Here is a 23,246-nt window from a genome sequence, read left to right as displayed (position 1 = left end):
CGAGAAAACTAAAAATACGAGATAATCAAGCGATGAAGCAGCAGAAATTCGCGGTTTTTGACATCGACGGCACGCTCATTCGCGGCGGGCTGTACCGGCAATTGGTGCTTGGGCTGATTGATGCTGGAGCCATCCCCGAAGTCCACGCCTCGATCATTCAGCAAAAATTACTCAGCTGGAAACGGCGAGAGTCAAAAGACGCCTACGACGAGTACGAACTGAGTTTGGTCAATGCTATCTCTCGTTCGCTGGCTGACATCCCGACCGCGGTGTTCGACGAGGTGGCAAGCAGTATCGCCGAGAGGGAGCTCGACCACGTCTACACCTACACGCGACATCGCCTGCGCGAGCTAAAGCAAGCGGGCTACTTCCTAATCGCTATCTCTGGCTCGCAGCAGGAGCTGGTCGAGCCATTTGCTAAAAAATACGGCTTTGATGCCTGGGCGGCCCAGGTGTATGAACGGCAGGGCGATACCTTTACCGGTACAATTACCACCAAGACGTATACCAATAAAGACAAGATCCTCCAGGGAATCATTGATAAGCACGGGCTAACGCTTGCTGGCAGTTATGCGTTTGGCGACAGCGAGGGCGACCGGCACCTCCTGGCGATGGTTGAACATCCCGTCGTGTTTAATCCCACGGAAAAGCTCCTTGAAATTGCCAAAACCAACAGCTGGCCAATTGTCCTGGAGCGTAAAAGCGTAGTATTTGAACTCGAGAAAGGCGAACGTGGATACCTTTTGGCGCAGGCAGGAAAAATCTAAGCCGCTGTTTCCTGACGTCGAATGGAATCGACCAGAGCGCCGCGACCAGGCCGGGCGACTGGGGATCGTTGGCGGTAACAAGCTTGGGTTTGCGGCGGTGGCGACCAGCTACCAGGCAGCACGTGACGCCGGGGCAGGCGAAGTACGAGTTGTGCTACCCGACACGCTGCGTCGCACCGTGCCAACAGCGATGACCGACGTTCTATTTGCACCGACCAATCCGTCCGGCGGCCTCAGCGGCGCGGCGGCAGGCGAATTGGCTGTGCTCGGCGAGTGGGCTAGCGTCATGCTGCTGATCGGCGACGCCGGCAAAAATAGTGAAACAGCCGCGTTGTACGAGCAATTTGTGCGCCAGTACCACCGGCCGGTCGTACTGAGCCGCGACGCCATCGACCTGGTGCAAAACAGCTTTTCCGCCATCCTCGACAATCCCCACGTCGTCTTTGTCGCCTCGTTCGCCCAAGTACAGAAACTCTTTCGCAGCGTCTACTATCCAAAAATCCTGACATTCAGCATGCAGCTGGCGCAGTTCGTCGAGGCGCTGCACAAATTCACCATCACCTATCCGGTCACATTAGTAGTTTTTCATGCCGATCAACTCGTCATCGCACGGGGCGGAGAAGTCGTCACCCAAGCCTGGACCGAGCCGATGCAGCTGTGGCGCGGACAAACCGCTGCGCACGCCGCCAGCTACCTCTTGTGGTCACCCGAAGCACCGTTAGCCGCCATCAGCACCAGCATTGCCGCTAGCGTATAAACCGGGGCAGTTCCCACCAGCTCTTGACGATTTATAGACTACGCGGTATAACAAGGATAGCTATGTCACGAAAATGCCTGATTTACCATCCTGTGGCTGAATTTCCTCTGTCAGATCCAGATTTTGCTCAAGAGATACAGGAACGATTTAGTAGACTGAATGACAACCCCATAAAACCAACGCAATCCGGGGAGCGTCATCTTACTATCCTAGGTGCACGAGAATACCCAAAGATTCTACATCCGTCTAGACTGCAGGTCCGCCTACCGGAACAATCACAAAAGAGCCTTGAGCTCAATGTAGTTGGCGCTCGTATATTAGGAGAGTGTGCACTCACTCTGGTATTCAATGACCTCAGCCAAACTTTACCGCGGGAAGAAAGACGACGTATCAAGCAAGCATTTATAGAAGCAGGGGCTACCACTCCTCACCATAAAAAATTCAAGCCACACGTCACCATTGCCAAGATTCCCAGGGGAATTAGTAGACGGCATGTGATTCGCTGGACAGAAAATATGCTGCCGACAGACCCAACCGTCATCGTTGGCGGTATCACGCAGAACAATCTCTCGGGGAGAGAATTTAACGAACAGTCCCTCATCGAGTTTGACTTTAGTAATGAGGGTCATTCTCTCGATCTACAGGTTGCTGACTGTATGCTTCTGCCGCCACTAAAACAAAAGCCAGAGAAGAAAGGGTGCGGACATCATTCTCATTCTTAACATTAGCTTCTCATAAGGTATTGCCACCAATAAAACTCCCGCTACAAAACGGGAATAAAATTAAACAAACTGAGGCGACCTCTGGTACCGCGGGCCGGACTTGAACCGGCACGAGCGATTGCTCACCAGATTTTGAGTCTAGCGCGTCTACCAATTTCCGCCACCGCGGCACGAGAGAACGCCCCAAGTCATCCGAGGGTAATTATACCACGGCCGCTACCACATCAGCAAGAGCCCGGATACTTTATCTTTCCGACGTTTTCCCGTATAATAAGGGGTGATGAATCCACATGACGATCAGTTTGGCAGGCGAGTGGGAGCGCCAATCTCGAGTCAACCTCGTCCACTGACGCCGCCACCACGTGATTATTCTGGCTCGCAAGCTGCTGCCGCTAATGTTATTCGTGATCAAATTAATGCTATATATGGCGGTCGCAGCACCGAGTCCACGCCACACACCACACCGGTGGTTCAGCCGCGGCCCACGGAGCAGCCACATCCAGAACCGACCGAGCGCACCACTGTCACGCCGCCACCGCGCACGCCAAGCCCACACGCCCTGAACACCGCGCCACCGGCAGCACAACCGACCCAGCCAGCCACAGCGCCATCTCCTGCTCATCCCGCTCACATCACCGAGTCACCTCAGCCCCAGCCAGCGAACAAGTCAACGGACAAGCCCACCGCCGCGCCACCAACCACACAGCCGCAACCAACCGCTCCAGCAAAAACCCCCACTCATCAGCCGCAAATCACCGCCGACCAGTGGAAGCAGTACCACAGCTCGTGGCAAAAATACTACCAGATGTACTACGAGCGCTATTATGCCTCGCACCTCGATCAAAAGCAACAGGAATTTGACCGGCTGGTCCAGTCTGCTCGCGACGCTAACACCGCCGCCGCGCCGGCCATGACTGATATGTTGTCCACCCAAAACCCCATCAAGCGCCTCCGTGCCCAGATCCAGCAGACCGTCCGTGACAAGGCCAAAAAAGTCACCAAGTCACGCCACTTCATCCCGGCACTGGCGGGTGTATTGGTGCTGCTAGCGTTCGTCTTTTTGCAGTACAACCGCGTTCTATTTGGCATCGCCGCCGCCTACACCACCCCAGGCAATGTTGATCCACAAAACATCATCGTCAATCCAGCAAGTAGCACCACTGTCAGCCCCGACCCACGGCTGATCATTCCTAAACTCAACGTTGATGTGCCGGTCATTTACGGTGTTAACGCGGCCGACCATAACGCTCAGATGAAAGCGATGGAGAAGGGTGCTGCCCACTTCGCGATCGCTGGCGCTAATGCCGTGCCTGGCCAAGTTGGTAATGCTGTATTCTCGGCGCATTCGTCTAACGATGCCTTTGCGCCCGGTGACCACAAGTTTGTCTTTGCTCAAAACGAAAAGCTGGTCAAAGACGACATCATCTACATGCACTACCAGGGCAAGCGCTACACCTACGCCGTCACCAAGAAAGAAGTCGTTATGCCAAACGAGGTCAGCCGTGTCCAAATTCAAACCGATAAGCCGATGCTCACTTTGATCAGCTGTGTACCGCTTGGCACTGCTGAAAAACGCCTGCTGGTCTTTGCCGAGCAAATTAGCCCCGATCCATCTGGCGCTGCCAAATCAACCGAGCCAGTCACCACTCGATCCGCCGCTATCCCGGGTAAGCCATCGCCGACATTACTCGAACGATTATTCGGTGCCAAAGACTAGAGCGAGAATAGCAATAAGAGAGTTAGCCTGGTGTGCTTAGCGCTTGATCGTCATCCGTAGCCGTGACATCGTCACCGTGCCGTTATCAGCTCGGCGGAAAGCATACAGCCAGTCGCCGTCGTGCGACAGTGACGCATCAAACCCTTCGCTGGCCTCCAGCATCGTCGATTGATTAGCGCCGTCGAACTCGCGCATCACCAGCTTGCCGCCCTCAACACTCCACACGTGATAATCATCCAGCCAGTCAAGCACCGTTCCCGTCGGCAGCGCCGTATCATGCGACATCGATTGCCGCTCAATATCATAACTCATAAAGCCAGCCGTCGTTCGCATCAAGACGAACCGCCCAGTACCGCTCAGATCCAGCTCGGTCAGTGGTTTACCGGCAGCGATCGACTTGACGCGACCAAGTAATTTTGACGCCGACGAGCTCGACCCGTCTAGCGCCGCACCCATGTGCAGCGTCACCGCCGAGCCGACGCCAACCACCAGCACGTCTTTATTATCATAGCGCGAAAACTTGATCATCAACGGCGTCGAGGCCTCCGCCTCAGTCTGTCGCCGCACGACCACTGGCTCAGTCCAGTCCTTGCGCCAAATTCCCGCCAGCTGCAACTTGCTCGTACCATTTGTCCCGACGTAGGTGATATAATCCGCACCATACACCGAGAACGATTGCACATGACTGATCAGCGGCGCAGAAATCGTCGCTGCGTTTAAGTCCGCTCGCCGCAGTTCGCCGCTCGACTGTAGTATGTATAGTTCGTTGCCGCTCTCACCGAGGAAGCGCACATCTTTTAGTTCCAGCCCGATCACTTTCGCGATGTCAACCACTGTCTTATTCTCGCGGTCGACTTTCAGCCACTGGACTTTTTCACCTTGGCCTTCGACCGCGTAGGTGTGTTTGAGAATGGCGTAGCGATTACCCGAATCCCACTCAACAATCTTAAACGTGTGCGCCGTCGCCTGGCCGCCGTAACCCGCCACCACCGACGTATCCAATGTCACCTCATTAAACTTTGGCTTATCCGAATCGCGCAAATCGCCCCAGACGATCTTCGGCGCATCGGTCGCTTGCATCACGCCCAACATGAACCGCCAATTTGGCGAAAATCGCACCGAGGCCAGCGACGAAAATTCCTTGACCGAACTCACCACCCGCTCACTCGGCACCAGCCGCGCATATGATAGCCAGGTCAGTGTCCCGGCCTTAACCTCGACGACCTTGCGCCACTCGTCATAGCCATCCAGGCGCATGGAAAATTGATGCTGCCCCTCAGGAAGCATGCCCTTGATATGTGTCTTGCCGAGCTCCATGCCATCGACAAACACCCGTGCGCCTTGCGGCCGCGAATCATACTGCACCAGCGCCCGCTGCTCAACCGTCTGCGTCTTAAGATTCAGCTGATAGCCAAGCGTATGAAAAATCAAAATGAACGCCAATATACACACCGTCAGCACCATAATGGTATAAATCAGTGTCCTGCGAGCAAGTTCTAGACCACGCTTTTGTTTTCGATACATAATGAGAGATTATACCACATTTCGCCCCTTGCAAAAAGCATGTCCTCTTTGTACAATAAAATATAAGCATTAGGAATACGAGGGGTTCATGAACAAACAAATCATCCATAAAACCGTCCACAAAACTGCCGGCCAAAAATCAACGACACTCAGTCGCCGCCATGTCGCCGCGCCGTCACATGCCAAGCGTCGCCTGGCCAGTCGCCTCGACATCACGCGCAACACCTCCGTCCCGATGAGTGTTCATGTCAATAAATTTGCGCCGAGCATGCCGAGTGTCCAGCCGCAGCCAACCAGGCGTGACCGTCCTGCCGAACCGCACCCGACCATGGTGCGCGCTCAAGCTCGTGCTGCCCAACAGCCTCATCGGACCACCCGAACTGCAACTCGCCGCAGTCCAGCCACGCCGCATCATCACTCAACTCGTATCGTTAAACCAAACCAAGCTCCAGCCAAGCAGCATCCAGTGGCCCTCGCGCCCAAGCCAGCCGCTGTTCTCAAAAACGAAGCCATCACCGAAGCCCTGCAGCGCGCCACTGTCCCGCAAAAAGCGCCGCGCCGCGCCAAAAAACCAAAGAGTCGCATGGGTCGCTGGCTGCAAGTCGCCTCCGTCGGCCTGGCCATCATGCTGATCGGTGGCTATTTCACCTACCTCGGTATGCCCAATATCTCCACCCGCATCGCCGCTATCCAATCTGGTATCAACGCCAAATACCCCGGCTACCGCCCAAGTGGCTATGCGCTGAGTGGCCCAATTACCTTCAAGAGCGGGGAAGTCCGCATGAAATTTGCCTACGCTGACGGCGGCCAATCCTACACCATCACCCAGCAAAAAAGCTCACTCAACTCCGCCGCCCTCAAAGAGACCCTGACCGCCGACGGCGGTGAGGTCCAAACCACCACCGCTGGCGGTCTGACTATTTACAGCACCGACCGGACGGCCAGCTGGATCAATGGCGGCGTCCTCTACCAAATCACCCTCGGCGGGGCATTGTCAAGCGAGCAAGTCACCAAAATCGCCACTAGTTTATAATCAGCCCCGTAAGCACGCACACCCATCACGTTTACCAGCGCCGCGCCCGCGTGCTATAATCACCCCATGACTACACGCACTCGTTTCGCACCCTCACCAACAGGGTTTTTGCATGTTGGCGGCATTCGCACGGCATTGTTTGCTTTTCTCGTCGCCCGGCAGGCCGGCGGCCAATTTATCCTACGCCTCGAAGACACTGACAAGGTCCGCGAAGTTGCCGGCAGCAGCGAGCATCTGATCGCCAGCCTCAAGGCACTGCACCTCGATTACGACGAAGGCCCGGACATTGGTGGGCCACACGGACCATACATCCAAAGCCAGCGGCTCGAACATTACCGCCAGTGGGCGCAGAAACTAATCGACGCCGGCCGCGCCTACGCTGATCCCTACACACCTGAGCAAATCCAAGCATTTCGCGACGCCGCCCAGGCCGAGAAGCGCGCCTTTCGCTACCGTGATCATCGCCCTGACAATCCACCGGAGTGGGACGGCACGATGCCGCTGCGCTTCAAGACTGAGCCCAAAAGCTACACCTACCACGACGAGGTCATGGGTGACGTCACCACCAGCCCCGAGGTAGTTGACGACTTCATCCTCATCAAGTCTGACGGCTACCCGACCTACAATTTTGCCCACATCATCGACGACACCGAGATGAATATCACCCACGTTATTCGCGGCCAAGAGTTCATCTCGAGCATGCCAAATTATCTGGCACTCTACGAGGCATTAGGATTGCCGCGGCCTGTTTTCGCGCATCTGCCGCATATCATGAACGAGCAGGGCAACAAGAAATTAGGCAAGCGCGACGGCGCCAAAGACGTGCTAGATTATATCCGCGACGGCTATCTGCCAGAGGCGCTGGATAGTTTCATCGCCACCATGGGCTGGAACGACGGCACCGAGCAAGAGACCTTCACCATGAGTGAGCTAACCGCCAAATTCAGCCTCGACCGCGTGCAGCGCTCCGGCGCTCGCTTTGACGAAAAACGACTATTGTGGGCTAATGGGCAATTTATCCGTTCGCTAGCACTAGACGATTTAGTCCGGCGGGCCAACGATTTTTGGCCAGATAGTGCAGCTGCGGCAGATGAGGATTATCGCCAGCGCGTTCTGGCCCTGGCGCAAGACCGCTTAAAAACCCTGCGTGACCTCGGCGGATTTGGCTACTTCTTTGCGGAGCCCGAGATTAACATGGAGCTCATCGACAGCAACAAACAACTCAAGAAATTGTCTGAGCATGAGCGGCGCGAATTGCTAGAGACTGCCCACCAGGAGCTCGCTAACCTCACCGACTGGACACCAGAGTTAGTCCAGACTCGGCTGAACGAATTGCTAGAAATTACCGGCCAAAAGCCCGGCATTCTCTTTAGCCTCATCCGTATCGCCATCACCTGGGCGCCGTTTAGCCCGCAGCTGAATGATACACTAGCGCTGATTGGCCGCGAGCGCACGCTGGCGCGGCTTGAGCGGGGAATTACCGCGTTCTCGGCGGCGTAATTCGGGGCAGGTTGTATACCGAAATACGCCGATCAGTCACTGCATTGTTCCGTTTACCGGATATGTCGCTTATGCTATACTAAACCCATGCATATCAAGAATCCTCGCCCAGCCACCGCGGCCCAAAAACCGACGGTAAAATCAGCTAAACTTGAGCCGGCATCACCAAACGCCCCGGCCAAAAAACGCTCGTTTGCCCAGTGGTGCAAAAAGCATTTGTGGGCGATCGTCCTCATCACCGCCTCGCTGGTTATCGCTGGTATTTTCATCGTCGCTATCAATTCTGTCCAGCACGACGGTGGTCTGCCGTTTTTCGCCGCTAAGAAAAAGCCAACCAAATTCTACTCACCGCTCACCGGCCTCGAGGTCGCTGACGAAGCAGCCACCAAGCAGCCCGTCACCGCCGTCATGATCGAGAACAGCCCTGATGCTCGCCCACAGTCCGGCCTCTCCGGAGCCGGTATCGTCTATGAGGCCGTCGCCGAGGGTGGCATCACGCGCTTCCTCGCTGTTTATCAGGGCGCTAAGCCCGGCCTCATCGGCCCAGTTCGTAGCCTCCGCCTTTACTATCTCAGCTGGGGCGCGCAGTACCAAGCCTCCATCGCCCACGTCGGCGGCAGCCCGAACGCTCTCGATACCGTCCGCAGCAGCGGCTACCGCGACATCGACCAGTTCTTTAATGGCGGCAGTTATTGGCGAGCCAGCGACCGCCGCGCCCCACACAATGTCTACACATCCGGTGAGAAACTTGACGCCCTGAATGCTAGTAAAGGTTTCAAAGAATCATCATTTACCGGTTTCAAGCGTGGTGATGGCAAGCCGGTCGAGACACCAAATGCCACCACTATCCAGCTCAACTTTAGCGGCAGCACTTACAATACCGCCTATGCTTATGACAAAGCGACCAACACCTACAAACGCTCACTAGCTGGCGCACCGCACGCCGACCGGGAAGGTGGCCAGATCGCCCCACGCGTGGTCATCGCTCTCGAAGCACCGCTCGAGCGACGCGTCGGGCCAGATGGCTACGAGGACACCGTCACCATTGGCTCGGGCAAGGCGACCGTCTTCCAGAACGGCACCGCTACCGCCATCACCTGGAAGAAAGATAGCCTCACCGCACCGCTCAAATTGCTTGATGAGAATGGCAAAGACTTTACCCTGGGTCGCGGCCAAACATGGATCGGCGTGTTTACGCCCGGGCGGGGATCCGTCACGTGGCGATGACAGCTGGCGGCATGTCAATTCGCAGCTTTCGACGATACCACCGGCGCATGTTGTTCGCCTGTGCACTGGCCGGGCAGGCAGCCGTAGCGCTCATCGGTGGTGTGATTCTCAGTGTCACCGGCGTCACCTCGTGGAGTCACCCGACGTTCTGGCTAATCACTGGCACGATTTTTATTGTCGGCAGTCTTTTTTCGGTTGCCTTGATTATCATTGCTGGTCGGCCGCTAGATAATATCTTGACTGCGCTGATCCATAAACGCGGCGAGCGCACCACCACACCTCTACCAAATCCGAACGCCGAGCAACACGCCAAGACCGGCTTCAAGACCGTCCTTGAACTCATCTATGATGAGCCGACTCAACCCGCACCGCCACCAAGTCCCGACGCGCTGCTAACCCAAGCGCTCAATCACACCAGCTGCGGCATCGTTGTCCTCGATCCCGCCAAGCGTATCATCTCCGCCAACAAGGCTGCACCAATTGCCACTGACGCCGACGGCCAGCCGTATCTGGCGCTGGATTTTCTCAACGAGCAGTCGCTCACAGCCTGGCTCAGCGACGCCGATGCCCGCCAAGTCTCCGCCGAGCGTACCTGGCGCCGCGTCGCTACCACCAACGGTGCCTTCAAAAAAACTCGCTTCTTTGACATCATTGCCTCCTACCAAAAAGACGCACCCGGCGAGACCGTCATCGTCCTCATCGACCGCTCGGCCCAATACCTACCCGAGGAAGAAGACCTCAATTTCATCTCCTTCGCTGCCCACGAACTCCGCGGCCCGATCACCATCATTCGTGGTTATCTCGACGTCCTCGCCGAGGAGCTAGCCGGCCGCCTGAAAGGTGACGAGCCGCAGCTACTAGCACGGCTGACGGTGTCTGCCAACCGCTTGTCTGGTTATATCAACAATATCCTCAACGTCGCTAAGTTCGACCGCCACCATCTCAGTATCCACCTCACTGAGGACTCGCTGTCTGACATCTATGGCTCGATCGCCGACGACATGCAGCTGCGCGCGTCAACGCAGCACCGCTTGCTCAATATCAGCATCCCAAGCGACCTGCCGACCATCGCCGCCGACCGCTCCAGCATCAGCGAGGTCATCTCCAACCTCATCGACAACGCCATCAAATACAGTTTCGAGGGCGGCACTGTCTCGGTCAGTGCCGAACAAAAGGGCGATGTTATCGAAGTCTCCGTCGCCGATAACGGCGTCGGCATGCCACCGAGCGTCGTCAAAAATCTATTTCACAAATTCTACCGCTCGCACCGCAGCCGCGAGACCGTTTCTGGCACCGGCATCGGCCTCTACATCTGCAAGGCCTTTATTGAGAGTCACGGCGGCCACATCACCGCGCGCTCCAAAGAGAACGAAGGCTCGGTCTTTTCGTTTACCGTGCCGGTGTACGCCGCCGTCAAGGACAAGCTGCTCGAGGACGGACAGCTCAATCGCAATCTGATTCGCCAGGGCGGTGGCTGGATAAAAAATCACGCTATGTATCGAGGATAAGAGGAGGGAAGTATGGCGATCAAAACAATCTTGTGCGTTGAGGACGACCGCTTTATCGGCGAGATGTATGTGCGCAGCCTGCAAAAAGCTGGCTATGACGTGACCTGGGTGGTTGATGGTAATGATGGGCTGGTTATGGCCCGGAGTCAGCCGTTTGACTTGATCATCCTTGATTTAATGCTGCCCGAACAGCGCGGCGACCAAATTTTGGACGCTCTGCGCTCTGATGATACTGACTTGATTCCAGAGAGCAAAATCCTCATTATGACGAACTTTGAGCAGGACGATGCCACCAAATCCGCCATCATGAACCGCGTCGACGGCTACCTCATCAAGGCCGACATCACACCCCGCAAGCTGATCGACGTCGTCAACAAGATGGGCTAGACGCCCCCAGCTAACCATGCTATAATGACCCGGTAGCTTAACACGGCCCTATCGTCTAGCGGTTAGGACACTGGGTTCTCATCCCAGCAACCCGGGTTCGATTCCCGGTAGGGTCACCATACAGGGATTTATATTCCGTTCGGATTTGAAACAGCTCGTTTACCTCTGGTGGTGGGCTGTTTTTATGGGTTCCAAAGTTTATTTGTTCGTAGGTTGGAAGCTTGTTGAATATAGCACCGAAAAAGGCAGCTTTTCGCAGTGGATTACAGAGGTCAAGTAGCAGCTCTGAAAGGTGTTCCAAAATATATTTTACATATTGCAAAACTTGGTCAAATTCAGCTTGTAAATTCGGCTGCCTAGCAATTTCTTCATCCAGCTCTGCTAATTCTTTTTCGACGCTAACAATATCCTCTTCAAGGTATTTTAGGGCCGTCTCGCTTGTGACAATACGCATCCGATTAACGGTTGCCTTGATTTGACCTTGCAGGCTCTCGCGGTGCTCTAGGCGCTGCCGATTAGCATCAATTTGCCTAGTCTGACGTTCACGCCACAATTCAGCGATGGCGGCGATAACATCGTCAATGTATTCTGGCTTGATAGTAATAGCCCTCACAAAGTCTTCTATCGTCTTATCAAATTCAGGCTTCGACACACGGAAGTAATGGCCATCGCGACTGCAGTGATAAGCTGGATAGTGTTTACCGAGCTTGCCACGAGCGCTACCAGATAGTGTCTTACCGCATTTAGGACAGGCAACTACCTGCTTATATGGATAATCTAGGTTATAAACTTGTTTACTTTTCAAATGATTCGGAACAGCCTTACGTTTAACGGTGATATTATCATGGCTATCAACCTCCACGAAAACTCGGCCGCGATTAGCTTCGTTGAATAAATCCACGCTAACGAGCCCATCAAACTGCGCTTTAACTGGCTTATCATACGTCCATTTTTCCTTAATAATACCGCAATATACCAATTTACTAGTGTATTGATCAATCATTTTGGCAGTCATTTTTCGGCCACCAATCTGTCGTTTAATTTTTGTTCGGTCGTATTTGTCGCGCACAATCGTCACGCGAGAGCGAAAGCCCATGGAATTAAGCTCATCGGCAATTTGCTGGTTTGTATAAACATGCGCAGCGCGCATCTCGTCCTTGGCGCGCTCAGCCTCCAGATACTCAGATTTTTGTGTTGGATTAAACTCACTCCAGTAATATTTGAACCCGGTATGCTCAAGAGTGTTAATTTGCTGCTTACCAATAACTCCGTACATATCCTCAAGTGCAATACCAAGCTTAGTCAACTGCCGCTTGAGCGGAGAATAGTAATCACCACCACCTCGTGTAAAGCGATCAATCGATTTGATACACATTCTTTGTAGTGACGCGGACATAGATATGTCTGAGTTTTTCAGAGACCTGTCTAGCCTTGCAAACACAATGGGTATTTGGTCTCATATTAAAGCTGGAGGCACGAAAAGCTTTTATATTAATCGATTGCATATGATAGAATCGCCGCAACTTTTGAGACAATACGAGGAATTTTGTGCGGATGAGTCGCTAAAAAGCGTGAACGGCTTAATCGTCTATATACCTAGACGACCTGCTTTATGCGGTAAAGAAATATGTTAAAGATATGCAAAAAAACATGAATAATACATATGTCATACCCTCTCAAGGGGATGTTCATGATATGAATATCTTCAGAATGGCTACCTTGTTGATTTTGAGGCGGCTGGATGGAACAGGCTATCTACTGACATATCAACATTCATCCATCATATTATATGTGGAGGAATTGGACCATCGTATGCGAAATGGGCAGAGTCTAAACCTAATCCGCTAGGCAGATCTAAAGAGATCACTCATGCTGACGGTAGAGTATGGGTAAACCTCAATACCTCGCGCCAAAGAATAGTTCATGATTATATGAAGTACTATATCAAAGGTATAGACAAGAATATCCTTAGCAAAATTAATAGAGAGATATGCGTAATGATATCTCTAAGGCTACTAACTGTCTTTAATGTTGCTGCTATGTCTCCAGATGATAGAAATATTATATTCATCCTAGCAAATTACTTTTTCTCACACCGCACCGTAGAGGAGTCTGTAGGTAGTTGTTGCTTCAATGACGGTACATTTTAATTGCCTTAGCAAGAAGTTGTCTCGTGTTTTTGTGGGTGAGGAGCTGAAAAGCTTTTGGCAAGCTGACCCATAAGGGGCGTATATCTTCTCCTGGTTGAAGCTGTTGCTGCTGTCGAGGTACTGAGTCATTAATAGACACAGCATAGTACGAAACCTCTTTTACTACGTGGCTATCATCTGTTGAGAATTCATATATTAGAGTATCAATAAACCCTAGAATCGTTGTGTAGTATCCAGTCTCCTCAAGTATTTCTCGCACTGCGGTGTCACGGTGATGTTCTCCGGGTTCTATAGAGCCTTTAGGAAAAGAATATTCCTTGATTGGTTGCAATGATTCAATTATAAGAACCCTGTTATCTTTAAGGATAACCCCTCCTGAACTATAACGGTGAATAATATTTTTTGAAGCCATGCGTGTCTAAGTATAGCACAGGGTTGTTAGTATTTTCTTAAACACAGCATAAATTTCACGAGGTACTTTAAATGACTTACGCTTAGGGCGTTTATCCGGGCAATGTTTTGACATTCAACTAAAACTCTGCTAATATTTACCTAGGGCTAAGTCAATTAGTCAAAATCCAGACAAATCTCGTACGATCAGTGAGCTAGACGAAGGCCCTTTAATGATGAAAGTGTTTAGCGAAAACCCACAAGAGGCCATGCTACACATTGCGCAATCAGCAACCCGTTCAGACGGAACTCCCTTTGATAACAAAACCAAGAAAAGTCTCGAGGCTGCACAGAGGTACTTGTCTGCGGGAATCGTTAGCGGCTATCGAAATCCCCTATCTCACGAAACACACAATGGCTTGTCTGCGACAGGTGTCATTACCGAGCAACACTGTTTGGATGCTTTAAGCGTGCTATCCTTATTGCATACAAGGTTAGATGATTGCTAGGTAGTAGCAAAAGGCTATTACTCTTTTTTGGTGCCTTTATACTTTTCCAAAAACCCCTCAAAATCAAAGTCCTCACTCCTGCTAGCGACATGCGCAAATCGCTGCATGAATTTCAGAAATCCGACCGCGTATTCGCGATTGGCATTGTCTGGGTCGTGAAGCTCCAGGTAGTGGATCGTTTTCTGAATCGTTTCTTCGTCTTCGTATAGATGAAGATCCTTGATTGTATCCTCGTCGTTCATGATTATTTCACCTCCATAAATTTATTTAAGCCGATAAAATCTATCAACATCTCCGCCTCCAGCGCGGATGCCGTCCTTCTCATTATCTCACAACTGTCGCGATATGAGAGAATATTTAGGCTACCTTCGTAAATAATTTCTCTGTCGATGATGGCTAATTTGCGGTGATGCTTGACTGTAAAAAGCACTTCGACGCCTGCTGATTGTAGTAAATTCAGAGATTTTTGGGCTTGTAGTTTGTATATTTCGTCGTGTTCTTCAAGTGGTTTGGTGTTAAGTAATATTGCAACGCCACGCTTTTTGAGTCGGTGGAATATTGGAATAAATTTTTCGACTCGGACAGTTCTGAGAAACGGACTTTCGATGATAATGCTTTTTCGGCCTTTTCGTAAATCGCGCATAAATTGGTCGTCGAAAGTATTTTGGTCATAGAGATTTGAGCCTGATTTTCGCAAATTAAACATCACGCTCCTCCAAATCCGGCAAATACACCTCGCCATTTTTAATAACCATGCCCAGCTCCTTGAAGCGATCCCGCAGCGCAAACAAATCGCGAAAAAGGAGTTCCACATTTATATTTGTAGGGTCACCAAACCTTTTCATACCTGCGCTTAGGTGATATAAGATTATAATCGCCCGTTTTCCTTGTAAAAGTTTCTGAGTCGCAATGTATAATGACAGTAAGAGAAAATCATTTCTCAAAAAAGAAAGGAGAACAGCTATGAAAAATGAGGTCATGAAAGTATTTAATGCTTATACAGAAGCATTATCAAAGGGAAATGTTGAAGCAGTTTTTGAAACGATGTCTGATGATATTGTATGGCACATGGGAGGAGGGGGCCCACTTTCAGGAATTGTTAAAGGAAAGCAGGCGTTGGGAGAGCGTTTAGGGGAATTTATCAAAAGAAGTAATGGCACATTTAGAGTAATTACAAACTGGGCTGCAAGTAATGACTGTTTTGTGGCCGCCAGTGTCGTTTCTTTAGCTGAAAAAGAAGGTGAAAAACTAAATGATCCCGGTATTGATTTATTTAGAATAGAGGATGGCAAGATACAGGAAGTATGGACTTTTGCAGAACAACAAGACGAAGAAGATAAGTTTTGGGAATAAGTCAAATTCATCCCTAGTAAAACAATTAAAAAATTATGTACAATGATACAACAATTGATTTTTGCTAAAGAATAAAAATCAAATCGTTCTATTTAGGTAAGCCTTTTTAGCGACAGCATGAGCTTTACCATTGATACTCCACCATAGTATGATTTCATTATGACAATCCGCCCCTTCCACCCCAAAGACCGCGCCGCAATCGACAAGCTAGCGATTAAATTACACGCGCATTTCGCGCAGGTTGATAACACGGCGGAATCGCTGCCGTTCGCTAACCTGCGAGACGCGCATGGCTACATGCAGCGGATGATCGACGATAGTGAGGATATGGACGGCGCGATGTATGTTGCCGAGGAGAACGGCCAGGTGGTCGGCTTTATTCAAGGTGTGATTATTGATCATCAGCCTGGTCAGGACGCCGTTTTCGATGCAGTGCATGCACCGCGAAAAGACGGCTGGATCGGGCTGCTCTATGTCGAGCCAGAGCAGCGCGGCAGCGGTATCGGACGAGCCTTGCTGGACGAAATAAAGTGCTATTTCCAGAGTAAAAATTGCGATACCTTGCGGCTAAAAGTGCTAAGCGGCAACCAGCGCGCTATAACGTTCTATGAAAAATATGGTCTTACGGCCCGCGAAGTAGAAATGATAACAAAACTACGGTAGGTTTTTCGGAATCTCGGCTTGAAGCGGCGCCCCACCGCGCGCTATACTGATACTATGGCCCGCGAAATTCTTACCATTGAGCATCTCAGCAAGACGTACGGCTCGGGTGATAGCGCCACGCGTGCGCTCAAGGACGTCAGTTTTTCGATTCGTCACGGTGATTTTCTGATGATCACAGGGCGCAACGGTTCGGGCAAATCGACCTTTATGCATCAGGTGGCGATGTTGGATCGCCCTGATAGCGGCACGATTTGGTTTGATAGTAGGGGCGACGAGACACCGGCGATAGAGATCACTCAGCTGCCAGAAAAACAGCGGATTGAACTGCGCCTGCGCCAAGTTGGCTATATTTTTCAAGAGTACGCCCTGATCCGTGAACTCACCGCTCTAGAAAACGTCATGTTGCCGCGGCTGATGTGGTGCTCGGCGAAGATTGCTCGACAAAAAGCCTTGCACGAACTGGATCGTGTTGGTTTGAAGGACAGAGCGCGCCACCTGCCATCGCAATTATCCGGCGGCGAACAGCAGCGCGTGGCGATCGCCCGGGCGCTGGTCAATGAGCCGCACATTATCTTTGCCGATGAGCCAACGGCTAACCTAGATACGGTTGCCTCAACAAATATCATGGAAACATTGAAGGAAATTAATGCCAGTGGCATAACCTTGGTGATGATCTCGCACGAAGCTGATGAATTAGCTTACGCCAAGCGGCAAATCGTGTTTGAAAACGGCAAACTAAAAGGCGAGCGTCGGCCTGCAGCCGGGAGACTACTATGATCCAGACTCGCAAAACGCAGGAAACGCAAACGCCGCGCCAGCCCAAGAACAATCTGTGGCGCGAGTTCTTGCTAGGCTGGCGGTTGATGCGGCAGTACATCGTGCGCGGCCGCAAGTGGACACTGGGCCTAACGACGCTGCTGGTGGCGGTGGCATTCATTAATCTAGCCTTCATATCGTCGCTACTAGCTGGCGTCACCTCGGCGATTGAATCGCAGATCAAGAATTTAATGGTCGGCGAGGCCTATATTGATGTCAAAAAGCCCGGCGAGTACATCACCAATGTCGATGACAAGCTGGCCGAGATCAAACGCATCGACGGCGTGACGGCGGCTGACAAAATCCTGGCTGTGCCGGCGGTATTAGGATATAACGATGACAAGCAAGTGCAGGCCCGGATCAATGTCGTTAATCCGCAAGCCTTTCGCCAAACCCTGGAGGTCGCTAACCGCGTGTCGGATGGAACGTTTTTGGCGAGCGACGACGAGATCGTGCTGGGTAGCCGGCTGCTCGAGAGAGGTTCTCTTGAAGGGGTTAAAGTTGGCGATCGGGTAACGATAAATGTTAACGGTAAAAAGGTCGACGTCAAGGTCGGCGGCATCACCTCGACGAAGTTCTATAATGCAGATATTCAGGCGTACATCTCGCGCGGTTTATGGCGCAAGCTCACCAGCGCTATATCGAGCCATTTGACGGCTGGCGAGAACGATGCCAGCATGATCGTCGTGCGCACCAGCCGCGGCAAGGAAGCGTCGGTACAACGAGCACTTACTGACCTGAACTATCCGGGCCTGCGGGTTCACGATTGGCGTGACGGAGCGACGGTTATGGATACGATTACCGGTAGCTTTCAGTCGCTCAACGCTATTATGCTGATAGTCGGCATTATCATTGCGGCGGTGACAATCTTCATCGTGATTTATGTTGACATCATCAACAAGCGGCGGCAAATCGGCATTCAGCGGGCAATTGGCGTCAAGCCGCGAGTGATCGTCTTTAGCTACGTTCTACTAGCGCTATTTTATGCGGTGTGCGGTATAGCGGTCGGCTTGGTAATTTTCCTCGGCGGGCTAGTGCCGTATGTAGTGGCGCATCCGTTCAGTCTGCCAATTGCCGACGTGACACTCAACATATCGTGGTGGGAATTGCTATTCCGTGCCGAGGTTGTGCTGGTGGTCGCCATCATCAGCGGTGCTATCCCCGCCATCATGGCCTCGCGAATGAAGATGCTCGAGGCGATTTTAGGGAAGGGCTGAGCGGCCCCTCAGGGCAGCCAAATACGTACCATGCTTGACTTGCCATGACGTGGCTCAATGTGGGTATCATTTTTGCTCGTCTCGGTCTATAATACAAGCATGAAGTGGGCGGGGGATGTTTCGCAAGTCGGTGAATTATCGCGATTTTGGCTGCGGCGACTATGCGAGGCGGCCTTGTTCGTCGGGCTGGTTATCGTCCTCCTCTATGCTTGGGCGCGTTTTATCCCGACCGGTTACCGGCTACCCATCGGCGAAGCCATCACCGACCTCGCCGCCGCCATCAGCGCTCTCGTCAGCCTCGCTGCTCTCATCCTCTGTCTGTGGCTACCGCGCCGAGCCATCACCGCCGCATCCATCGCCGTCTACGGCCTAATCATCCTCGCCGTCGGCTCGCTGGTTGCCACCAGCGGGTTTCTCGCCTCGCCATTCGCCGCCGCCTGGCTCAGCGCTGCGGTGTTCGCTGGTTTCTTCGGTGGACCCGTCGTCATCGGTACTGGCCTCCTTGTCATCATCGCCATTACCACCGCCGCCATCACTCAGCACGCTAGCCTGGTCGCCACAGTTGGCGCCCTATTTTTTGGCCTAGCGCCACTAGTGCTTGGCTTTATCATCTGGCGCCATCAGCCACGCGTCAGCAAGCTCGGCGACATCTCTGAACTCCGCACCAAACTATCCACCGCCGAGGGCACCTCTGACATTGTCATCAATACTATCGACGACGGCGTGCTGGCCATCTCGCGCGAGGGCAATATCGAGCTGATCAACCCCTCAGCCCAGCGGATCATTGGCTGGAACCAAGGCGATGCCCTCGGCCTCAAGTGGCAAAGCGTCATCCAACTCGTCACCGCTGACGGCAAAGACGTCACCGTCACCGAAAACCCGGTCATGCAATCACTGATCAATAATCGGCCGGCACACTCCGACAAATTACTCCTCCGCACTGCCTCGGACAAGCAAATCCTCGTCTCCATCGTCGCCTCGCCAGTCGGCAAAGATAACGAAGGCATCATCGTCGTCTTTCGCGATATTACCAAAGAAAAAGCCGAGGAGCGCCAGCAAGCCGAATTCATCTCTACCGCCAGCCACGAAATGCGCACCCCGGTCGCCTCTATCGAAGGCTACCTCGGCCTGGCGCTCAATCCAGCCACCGCCCACATCGACGACAAGGCGCGCGATTTCATCACCAAGGCCCACGCCTCGGCCCAGCACCTCGGTCGGTTATTCCAAGATCTGCTTGATATCAGCCGCGCCGAGGACGGCCGCCTCAAGAATGAGCCACGGATTATCAATATCACCACCTTTGTTGGCGAGATTTTTGAGGGCCTGGCACCGCGTGCCGCCGAAAAAGGCCTCGTCTGCACCTTCCGCCCGGACACCGCCGCCACTATCCAGCCAGCCTACTACGCTAACGTCGACGCCGATCACCTCCGCGAAGTTGTCGCCAACTTGATCGAAAACGCCATCAAATACACGCCCGACGGGGAAGTGGTCGTGGACATCACTGGTGACGACAAAACGATCACCATCAGCGTCCAAGATAGCGGCATCGGCATCCCCGCCGAAGACCTGCCGCACCTCTTTCAAAAGTTCTACCGCGTCGATAATTCCGACACTCGCGAGATCGGCGGCACTGGCCTCGGCCTGTATCTCAGCCGCCGTCTGACCGAGGCAATGTCTGGCCGCTTATTCGTCATCAGCGAATACCGCAAGGGCAGCACCTTCTTTCTCGAGATTCCTCGCACCCGCACCGACGAGGCCATGCGCCAATTACCAACCCCTCCCGCGCCGGCTGCTCCACCACTGACCACCGAGCCGCCAACCGCCGTCGCTGTCCAGCCGACCGTCCCGATCAACGCCACGCAACCAGACGCCACTGCCACTGTCCTCACTAAATCAGCCACGCCTCCCGTACCGCCGCCAAACTTTACTCCGCTGCCACTGATGCCTATAGCACCATCTGAACAAACCGCTACCAAATCCGCCATACCTTCCGCACCGCCCGAACAAGCCGCTACACCCGCACCGCTTACCACTCCGGAGCCGCCAACCGCTGAACAAAAACCATAACCACTATAGTATTTTGGCGCAAACTTCGGTATAGTAGGGGTAGTTATGACAAAGATTTTACTAGTAGAAGACGACAAAAGCCTGCGCGAGATTTACGGCGTCAGGTTACTAGCTGAGGGCTACGACATCGTTTCGGCGGGCGACGGTGAAGAGGCTTTGGCTATGGCTATCAAAGAACGCCCGGCCTTGATCGTCAGCGACGTGATGATGCCCAAGATTTCTGGCTTTGACATGCTGGATATCTTGCGCTCGACCACTGAGACACGCGACGTGAAAGTCATCATGATGACCGCGCTGTCATCCGAAGACCAACGGCAACGTGGCGAAGCTCTCGGTGCTGATCGCTACCTCGTCAAGTCGCAAGTCGGCATCGAAGACGTGGTGCGCACCGTCCACGAAGTACTCGGCGACGCGCCAGAACCAGCTCCCGTCGCGCCAACTCCAGCCATGGAATCCGTAGTAGCTAACTCACCGACGGCGTCAGCCGCACCACAGCAGGATACTCCGGCGGTCACCTTGCCGTCACCGACAGAGATAGTTGTCACCCCGGCACCGACCGCACCGATAACTCCGACGGTCCACGATGATTCAGCCATCGCACCCGCTCAAGCTAATCCAGATAATTCAACCCCTCCAGCAACCGACCCAGCACCGTTCGTCCTACCGAGCACCGCGCCGACGCCGGCAGCTCCGTCCGCATCGACTGAGCAAACCACCGACCCGGCCGCCACCTTGCCACAGCCAACAGCACCGACCTCATCACCATCGCCGCAGCCGACCAGCCACGGTGGCGAACGAGTAATCCAGCCACTGAGCCAAGAACCACAGCCAGACATGTCCAAGATGATGGAGCAGGAGCTCAGCGACCAACTCGAGTCTATGCAGGCCTCGCCGCAGCCAGCGCCAGATTCAGACGACTTCACACTGCCAACGCCTGATGTCATGGCGGGGCCACACGGTGACCTGACACTGGATGCGCTTGAGCCGCTACCGACGCCAGCCGATGATCAGCCGCTTGATACTGGTACCGCGATCAATGCCGAGCTCGCCAACGCGGCATCATCACAACCACAAGGCGACGATACACCATTCGTCCTGCCCACCCCAGCACCGATGCCGACCGACCCAGCTCCAACGCCTGAGGCAGAGCAGACCTCAACTCCTGGAGGAGAGCCATCCCCCGTGACAGAGCCAGCACAGCCAACGACACCCCAGTCGCCGACCAACGCCTTTCCGCCGCAGCCACCGGTAGCCTCCTAGTATGACGACACCAACGCAAACATCCGATTCTACCGATTCATCCGCCCAGCGCCTCAACAAATTCGTGGCGCTGGCATTTGGCGTGTCGCGCCGTCAGGCTGACGAACTGATCGAGCAGGGCACGGTCACCGTGAACGACCAGCCCGCCAAGCTCGGCCAACGCATCACCACCACCGACATCGTTCGCCACGGCAATAAACGACTCACCGCCCAAGCCCACCAGCTCATCCTCCTCCATAAACCCATCGGCTACCTCTGTTCGCGCGCCTCTCAGGGCGGCGTACCGACCATTTACGAATTATTGCCAAAAAACCTTCATCACCTCAAGCCCGTCGGTCGCCTGGACAAAGATAGCTCAGGACTGATTCTCCTCACCAATGACGGGGACTTCGCCCACCAGATGACACACCCGTCGTTTTATAAAATGAAGCGCTATCTGGTCACGCTCGACCAACCGCTCCAGCCGCTCCACCGGCAAATGATCAATGACTTTGGCGTGCAGCTACCTGACGGGCCCAGCCGCTTGACACTCGAACGTCAGCACGACGGCGACGACCGCCGCTGGATTGTTCAGATGAGCGAAGGCCGCAACCGCCAAATCCGCCGCACCTTCGCTGCCCTCGGCTACACCGTCACTAAACTCCACCGGACAGACTTCGGTAACTACACCCTCGGTGGCATCAAGCACGGGGAATTTACCGAAAGGCCACTAACTAGCTAGACCTCCTCAGGCGCCAAAAAACGCATATTACACCACATTTTTGACAAAATCCATTGACATTTTATTCTATTAGTGATATATATATATATCAGCTTTTGCTCAAGGTTACGTCTAGGGCGGAAGTCGCCCTTTAGCTTTGAGCTTTTTCAAGAAAGGCGTAATCATGGTCGTCATCGCCCTCGTGGTATTCATGCTTAACCTAATAACTGCGATACACTATCTAACTCTAGCGATCAAGGTCAGCCTCATAGCTGACGCATGGATAATCGCCATCTTTGTTGGCGTGGCGACGCTGAACCTCGTCAGTGCCATAATTATGGCTATGGTCGCCAAGGAGGGATTTGAGAAGAGGAAGGGCTAAGCCCACCGGAAAATAGCCCGCCGTATGCGCTCAATCTGATTGAGACAATGTGATGTTGTCTCTCGGGTTGAATAAACCCGCATGCAGCTTGAGCTCATTCGGTGGGCTATTTTCATTGCCTTTCGCCAAAACCCCGTGCTATACTACCACCATGTGTATGCCCGCTGTTAATCCATTTTCACCCGGTGTTCCATATCACTGGAAGGAAAGCTACGTAGATTTCGATCACCCGTTCGCTCATCCACAGGATTTCGCGATGTTCATCGTCACGCCGGTTCGTGAGCGTGACATCTGCCTGCTTGATAAAACACAAGCCTATATCGCCGAGCCGCACGTCATCCCGCTGGGGCACGAGCCAAAGTTCGGGCTGAATTTGTATGCATTAGGCATTGAAGTCGTCATCTTGGCCGGGCTCATACTATTCACCATCCTCGCCCGGCGTCAGGCAAAACGCACCGAGAAATCCTCCACCAAACACGCCTGGCGCGGCAGCAGCTACCTGGCATTCGTTCTGGCGGCCCTCTTCGTCGGCTGCATCATCTATTACTCGCTATACCGCCTCGGCTTGCTTGGCTCCAGCATATAACGCCCATCCTC

Annotated in this window: 23 protein-coding genes and 2 tRNA genes; 20 read left to right on the top strand and 5 right to left on the bottom strand. The window is 53.3% G+C overall.

Annotated features, from left to right (window positions below):
* The first annotated feature begins 32 nt into the window (after positions 1 to 32).
* From FBF26_01990 to FBF26_01980, 3 genes are all read left to right on the top strand, one after another.
* Entirely contained in the window at positions 33 to 767 is a 735-nt protein-coding gene (locus FBF26_01990; GenBank protein QJU10032.1) for an HAD-IB family hydrolase, read from the top strand.
* Complete coding sequence (locus FBF26_01985) at positions 733 to 1,524, top strand: hypothetical protein (protein ID QJU10031.1); 792 nt, start codon at positions 733 to 735, stop codon at positions 1,522 to 1,524. Before FBF26_01990 ends, FBF26_01985 begins: the two co-directional genes overlap by 35 nt.
* Before the next feature lie 62 nt (positions 1,525 to 1,586).
* Entirely contained in the window at positions 1,587 to 2,246 is a 660-nt protein-coding gene (locus FBF26_01980) for a hypothetical protein (protein QJU10030.1), read from the top strand.
* 82 nt (positions 2,247 to 2,328) lie between these two features.
* Here FBF26_01980 and FBF26_01975 read toward each other — a convergent pair.
* Positions 2,329 to 2,416 (bottom strand) — tRNA-Leu (locus FBF26_01975).
* A gap of 110 nt (positions 2,417 to 2,526) precedes the next feature.
* Here FBF26_01975 and FBF26_01970 point away from each other — a divergent pair.
* Complete coding sequence (locus tag FBF26_01970) at positions 2,527 to 3,963, top strand: sortase (GenBank protein ID QJU10029.1); 1,437 nt, start codon at positions 2,527 to 2,529, stop codon at positions 3,961 to 3,963.
* Positions 3,964 to 3,999: 36 nt separating this feature from the next.
* On the opposite strand, the gene FBF26_01965 is transcribed toward FBF26_01970, so the two are convergent.
* Entirely contained in the window at positions 4,000 to 5,487 is a 1,488-nt protein-coding gene (locus FBF26_01965; protein QJU10028.1) for a PEGA domain-containing protein, read from the bottom strand.
* Between the two features lie 88 nt (positions 5,488 to 5,575).
* On the opposite strand from FBF26_01965, the gene FBF26_01960 reads away from it, so the two are divergent.
* From FBF26_01960 to FBF26_01935, 6 genes are all read left to right on the top strand, one after another.
* On the top strand, positions 5,576 to 6,520 hold the full coding sequence (locus FBF26_01960) for a DUF4367 domain-containing protein (GenBank protein ID QJU10027.1): 945 nt from the start codon (positions 5,576 to 5,578) through the stop codon (positions 6,518 to 6,520).
* A gap of 66 nt (positions 6,521 to 6,586) precedes the next feature.
* Positions 6,587 to 8,020 carry a glutamate--tRNA ligase gene (locus FBF26_01955; GenBank protein ID QJU10026.1) on the top strand — a complete coding sequence of 478 codons (1,434 nt, stop codon included), beginning with the start codon at positions 6,587 to 6,589 and terminating at the stop codon, positions 8,018 to 8,020.
* Positions 8,021 to 8,107: 87 nt separating this feature from the next.
* A complete protein-coding gene (locus FBF26_01950) occupies positions 8,108 to 9,247 on the top strand; it encodes a DUF3048 domain-containing protein (protein QJU10025.1) in 1,140 nt (379 codons plus the stop codon).
* Positions 9,199 to 10,755 (top strand): HAMP domain-containing histidine kinase, encoded by a 1,557-nt coding sequence (locus tag FBF26_01945; GenBank protein QJU10024.1) that lies wholly within the window; start codon positions 9,199 to 9,201, stop codon positions 10,753 to 10,755. Before FBF26_01950 ends, FBF26_01945 begins: the two co-directional genes overlap by 49 nt.
* A gap of 12 nt (positions 10,756 to 10,767) precedes the next feature.
* Entirely contained in the window at positions 10,768 to 11,142 is a 375-nt protein-coding gene (locus FBF26_01940; GenBank protein ID QJU10023.1) for a response regulator, read from the top strand.
* Positions 11,143 to 11,186: 44 nt separating this feature from the next.
* A tRNA-Glu gene (locus tag FBF26_01935) sits at positions 11,187 to 11,261 on the top strand.
* 2,011 nt (positions 11,262 to 13,272) lie between these two features.
* Here FBF26_01935 and FBF26_01930 read toward each other — a convergent pair.
* Complete coding sequence (locus FBF26_01930; protein QJU10022.1) at positions 13,273 to 13,704, bottom strand: NUDIX domain-containing protein; 432 nt, start codon at positions 13,702 to 13,704, stop codon at positions 13,273 to 13,275.
* 211 nt (positions 13,705 to 13,915) lie between these two features.
* Here FBF26_01930 and FBF26_01925 point away from each other — a divergent pair, with 211 nt between their 5' ends.
* Positions 13,916 to 14,191 (top strand): hypothetical protein, encoded by a 276-nt coding sequence (locus tag FBF26_01925; GenBank protein QJU10021.1) that lies wholly within the window; start codon positions 13,916 to 13,918, stop codon positions 14,189 to 14,191.
* Positions 14,192 to 14,208: 17 nt separating this feature from the next.
* Here the strand turns inward: FBF26_01925 and FBF26_01920 are convergent, their stop codons facing one another.
* Both FBF26_01920 and FBF26_01915 read right to left on the bottom strand, forming a co-directional pair.
* Positions 14,209 to 14,433, bottom strand: a complete 225-nt coding sequence (locus FBF26_01920) for a hypothetical protein (GenBank protein QJU10020.1) — start codon at positions 14,431 to 14,433, stop codon at positions 14,209 to 14,211.
* 2 nt (positions 14,434 to 14,435) lie between these two features.
* Positions 14,436 to 15,005 (bottom strand): hypothetical protein, encoded by a 570-nt coding sequence (locus tag FBF26_01915; protein QJU10019.1) that lies wholly within the window; start codon positions 15,003 to 15,005, stop codon positions 14,436 to 14,438.
* Positions 15,006 to 15,154: 149 nt separating this feature from the next.
* On the opposite strand from FBF26_01915, the gene FBF26_01910 reads away from it, so the two are divergent.
* From FBF26_01910 to FBF26_01870, 9 genes are all read left to right on the top strand, one after another.
* Positions 15,155 to 15,544, top strand: coding sequence for a nuclear transport factor 2 family protein (locus tag FBF26_01910; protein ID QJU10018.1), 390 nt, complete (start codon positions 15,155 to 15,157; stop codon positions 15,542 to 15,544).
* Positions 15,545 to 15,703: 159 nt separating this feature from the next.
* The gene (locus FBF26_01905) at positions 15,704 to 16,207 is read left to right on the top strand and encodes a GNAT family N-acetyltransferase (protein ID QJU10017.1); all 504 of its coding nucleotides are present in this window, start codon (positions 15,704 to 15,706) and stop codon (positions 16,205 to 16,207) included.
* 54 nt (positions 16,208 to 16,261) lie between these two features.
* Positions 16,262 to 16,984 carry an ABC transporter ATP-binding protein gene (locus tag FBF26_01900; GenBank protein ID QJU10016.1) on the top strand — a complete coding sequence of 241 codons (723 nt, stop codon included), beginning with the start codon at positions 16,262 to 16,264 and terminating at the stop codon, positions 16,982 to 16,984.
* Positions 16,981 to 18,240, top strand: coding sequence for an ABC transporter permease (locus tag FBF26_01895; GenBank protein ID QJU10015.1), 1,260 nt, complete (start codon positions 16,981 to 16,983; stop codon positions 18,238 to 18,240). Before FBF26_01900 ends, FBF26_01895 begins: the two co-directional genes overlap by 4 nt.
* Positions 18,241 to 18,297: 57 nt before the next feature.
* Positions 18,298 to 20,307 carry a PAS domain-containing protein gene (locus FBF26_01890; protein ID QJU10014.1) on the top strand — a complete coding sequence of 670 codons (2,010 nt, stop codon included), beginning with the start codon at positions 18,298 to 18,300 and terminating at the stop codon, positions 20,305 to 20,307.
* A gap of 45 nt (positions 20,308 to 20,352) precedes the next feature.
* Positions 20,353 to 21,567: a response regulator gene (locus tag FBF26_01885; protein QJU10013.1), complete on the top strand. Its 1,215-nt coding sequence runs from the start codon at positions 20,353 to 20,355 to the stop codon at positions 21,565 to 21,567.
* Position 21,568: 1 nt separating this feature from the next.
* The gene (locus FBF26_01880) at positions 21,569 to 22,288 is read left to right on the top strand and encodes an rRNA pseudouridine synthase (GenBank protein ID QJU10012.1); all 720 of its coding nucleotides are present in this window, start codon (positions 21,569 to 21,571) and stop codon (positions 22,286 to 22,288) included.
* Positions 22,289 to 22,451: 163 nt separating this feature from the next.
* Positions 22,452 to 22,649 carry a hypothetical protein gene (locus FBF26_01875; protein ID QJU10011.1) on the top strand — a complete coding sequence of 66 codons (198 nt, stop codon included), beginning with the start codon at positions 22,452 to 22,454 and terminating at the stop codon, positions 22,647 to 22,649.
* A gap of 151 nt (positions 22,650 to 22,800) precedes the next feature.
* Positions 22,801 to 23,235, top strand: coding sequence for a hypothetical protein (locus FBF26_01870; protein ID QJU10010.1), 435 nt, complete (start codon positions 22,801 to 22,803; stop codon positions 23,233 to 23,235).
* Positions 23,236 to 23,246 lie beyond the last annotated feature (11 nt).

The sequence above is a fragment of the Candidatus Saccharibacteria bacterium oral taxon 488 genome (assembly GCA_013100825.1).
GTDB lineage: Bacteria > Patescibacteriota > Saccharimonadia > Saccharimonadales > Saccharimonadaceae > Nanosynbacter.
Note: the sequence above shows the minus strand (reverse complement) of the source record. Positions and strands in the feature narration are given on the sequence as shown.

What these genes read in the sequence shown, in the direction of transcription:
- FBF26_01990 (QJU10032.1), top strand. Translation starts at nt 33, where the DNA reads ATGAAGCAGCAGAAATTCGCGGTTTTTGACATCGACGGCACGCTCATT.
- FBF26_01980 (QJU10030.1), top strand. Translation starts at nt 1,587, where the DNA reads ATGTCACGAAAATGCCTGATTTACCATCCTGTGGCTGAATTTCCTCTG.
- FBF26_01970 (QJU10029.1), top strand. Translation starts at nt 2,527, where the DNA reads ATGAATCCACATGACGATCAGTTTGGCAGGCGAGTGGGAGCGCCAATC.
- FBF26_01965 (QJU10028.1), bottom strand. Translation starts at nt 5,487, where the DNA reads ATGTATCGAAAACAAAAGCGTGGTCTAGAACTTGCTCGCAGGACACTG.
- FBF26_01960 (QJU10027.1), top strand. Translation starts at nt 5,576, where the DNA reads ATGAACAAACAAATCATCCATAAAACCGTCCACAAAACTGCCGGCCAA.
- FBF26_01955 (QJU10026.1), top strand. Translation starts at nt 6,587, where the DNA reads ATGACTACACGCACTCGTTTCGCACCCTCACCAACAGGGTTTTTGCAT.
- FBF26_01950 (QJU10025.1), top strand. Translation starts at nt 8,108, where the DNA reads ATGCATATCAAGAATCCTCGCCCAGCCACCGCGGCCCAAAAACCGACG.
- FBF26_01945 (QJU10024.1), top strand. Translation starts at nt 9,199, where the DNA reads ATGGATCGGCGTGTTTACGCCCGGGCGGGGATCCGTCACGTGGCGATG.
- FBF26_01940 (QJU10023.1), top strand. Translation starts at nt 10,768, where the DNA reads ATGGCGATCAAAACAATCTTGTGCGTTGAGGACGACCGCTTTATCGGC.
- FBF26_01930 (QJU10022.1), bottom strand. Translation starts at nt 13,704, where the DNA reads ATGGCTTCAAAAAATATTATTCACCGTTATAGTTCAGGAGGGGTTATC.
- FBF26_01925 (QJU10021.1), top strand. Translation starts at nt 13,916, where the DNA reads ATGATGAAAGTGTTTAGCGAAAACCCACAAGAGGCCATGCTACACATT.
- FBF26_01920 (QJU10020.1), bottom strand. Translation starts at nt 14,433, where the DNA reads ATGAACGACGAGGATACAATCAAGGATCTTCATCTATACGAAGACGAA.
- FBF26_01915 (QJU10019.1), bottom strand. Translation starts at nt 15,005, where the DNA reads ATGTGGAACTCCTTTTTCGCGATTTGTTTGCGCTGCGGGATCGCTTCA.
- FBF26_01910 (QJU10018.1), top strand. Translation starts at nt 15,155, where the DNA reads ATGAAAAATGAGGTCATGAAAGTATTTAATGCTTATACAGAAGCATTA.
- FBF26_01905 (QJU10017.1), top strand. Translation starts at nt 15,704, where the DNA reads ATGACAATCCGCCCCTTCCACCCCAAAGACCGCGCCGCAATCGACAAG.
- FBF26_01900 (QJU10016.1), top strand. Translation starts at nt 16,262, where the DNA reads ATGGCCCGCGAAATTCTTACCATTGAGCATCTCAGCAAGACGTACGGC.
- FBF26_01895 (QJU10015.1), top strand. Translation starts at nt 16,981, where the DNA reads ATGATCCAGACTCGCAAAACGCAGGAAACGCAAACGCCGCGCCAGCCC.
- FBF26_01890 (QJU10014.1), top strand. Translation starts at nt 18,298, where the DNA reads ATGTGGGTATCATTTTTGCTCGTCTCGGTCTATAATACAAGCATGAAG.
- FBF26_01885 (QJU10013.1), top strand. Translation starts at nt 20,353, where the DNA reads ATGACAAAGATTTTACTAGTAGAAGACGACAAAAGCCTGCGCGAGATT.
- FBF26_01880 (QJU10012.1), top strand. Translation starts at nt 21,569, where the DNA reads ATGACGACACCAACGCAAACATCCGATTCTACCGATTCATCCGCCCAG.
- FBF26_01875 (QJU10011.1), top strand. Translation starts at nt 22,452, where the DNA reads ATGGTCGTCATCGCCCTCGTGGTATTCATGCTTAACCTAATAACTGCG.
- FBF26_01870 (QJU10010.1), top strand. Translation starts at nt 22,801, where the DNA reads ATGTGTATGCCCGCTGTTAATCCATTTTCACCCGGTGTTCCATATCAC.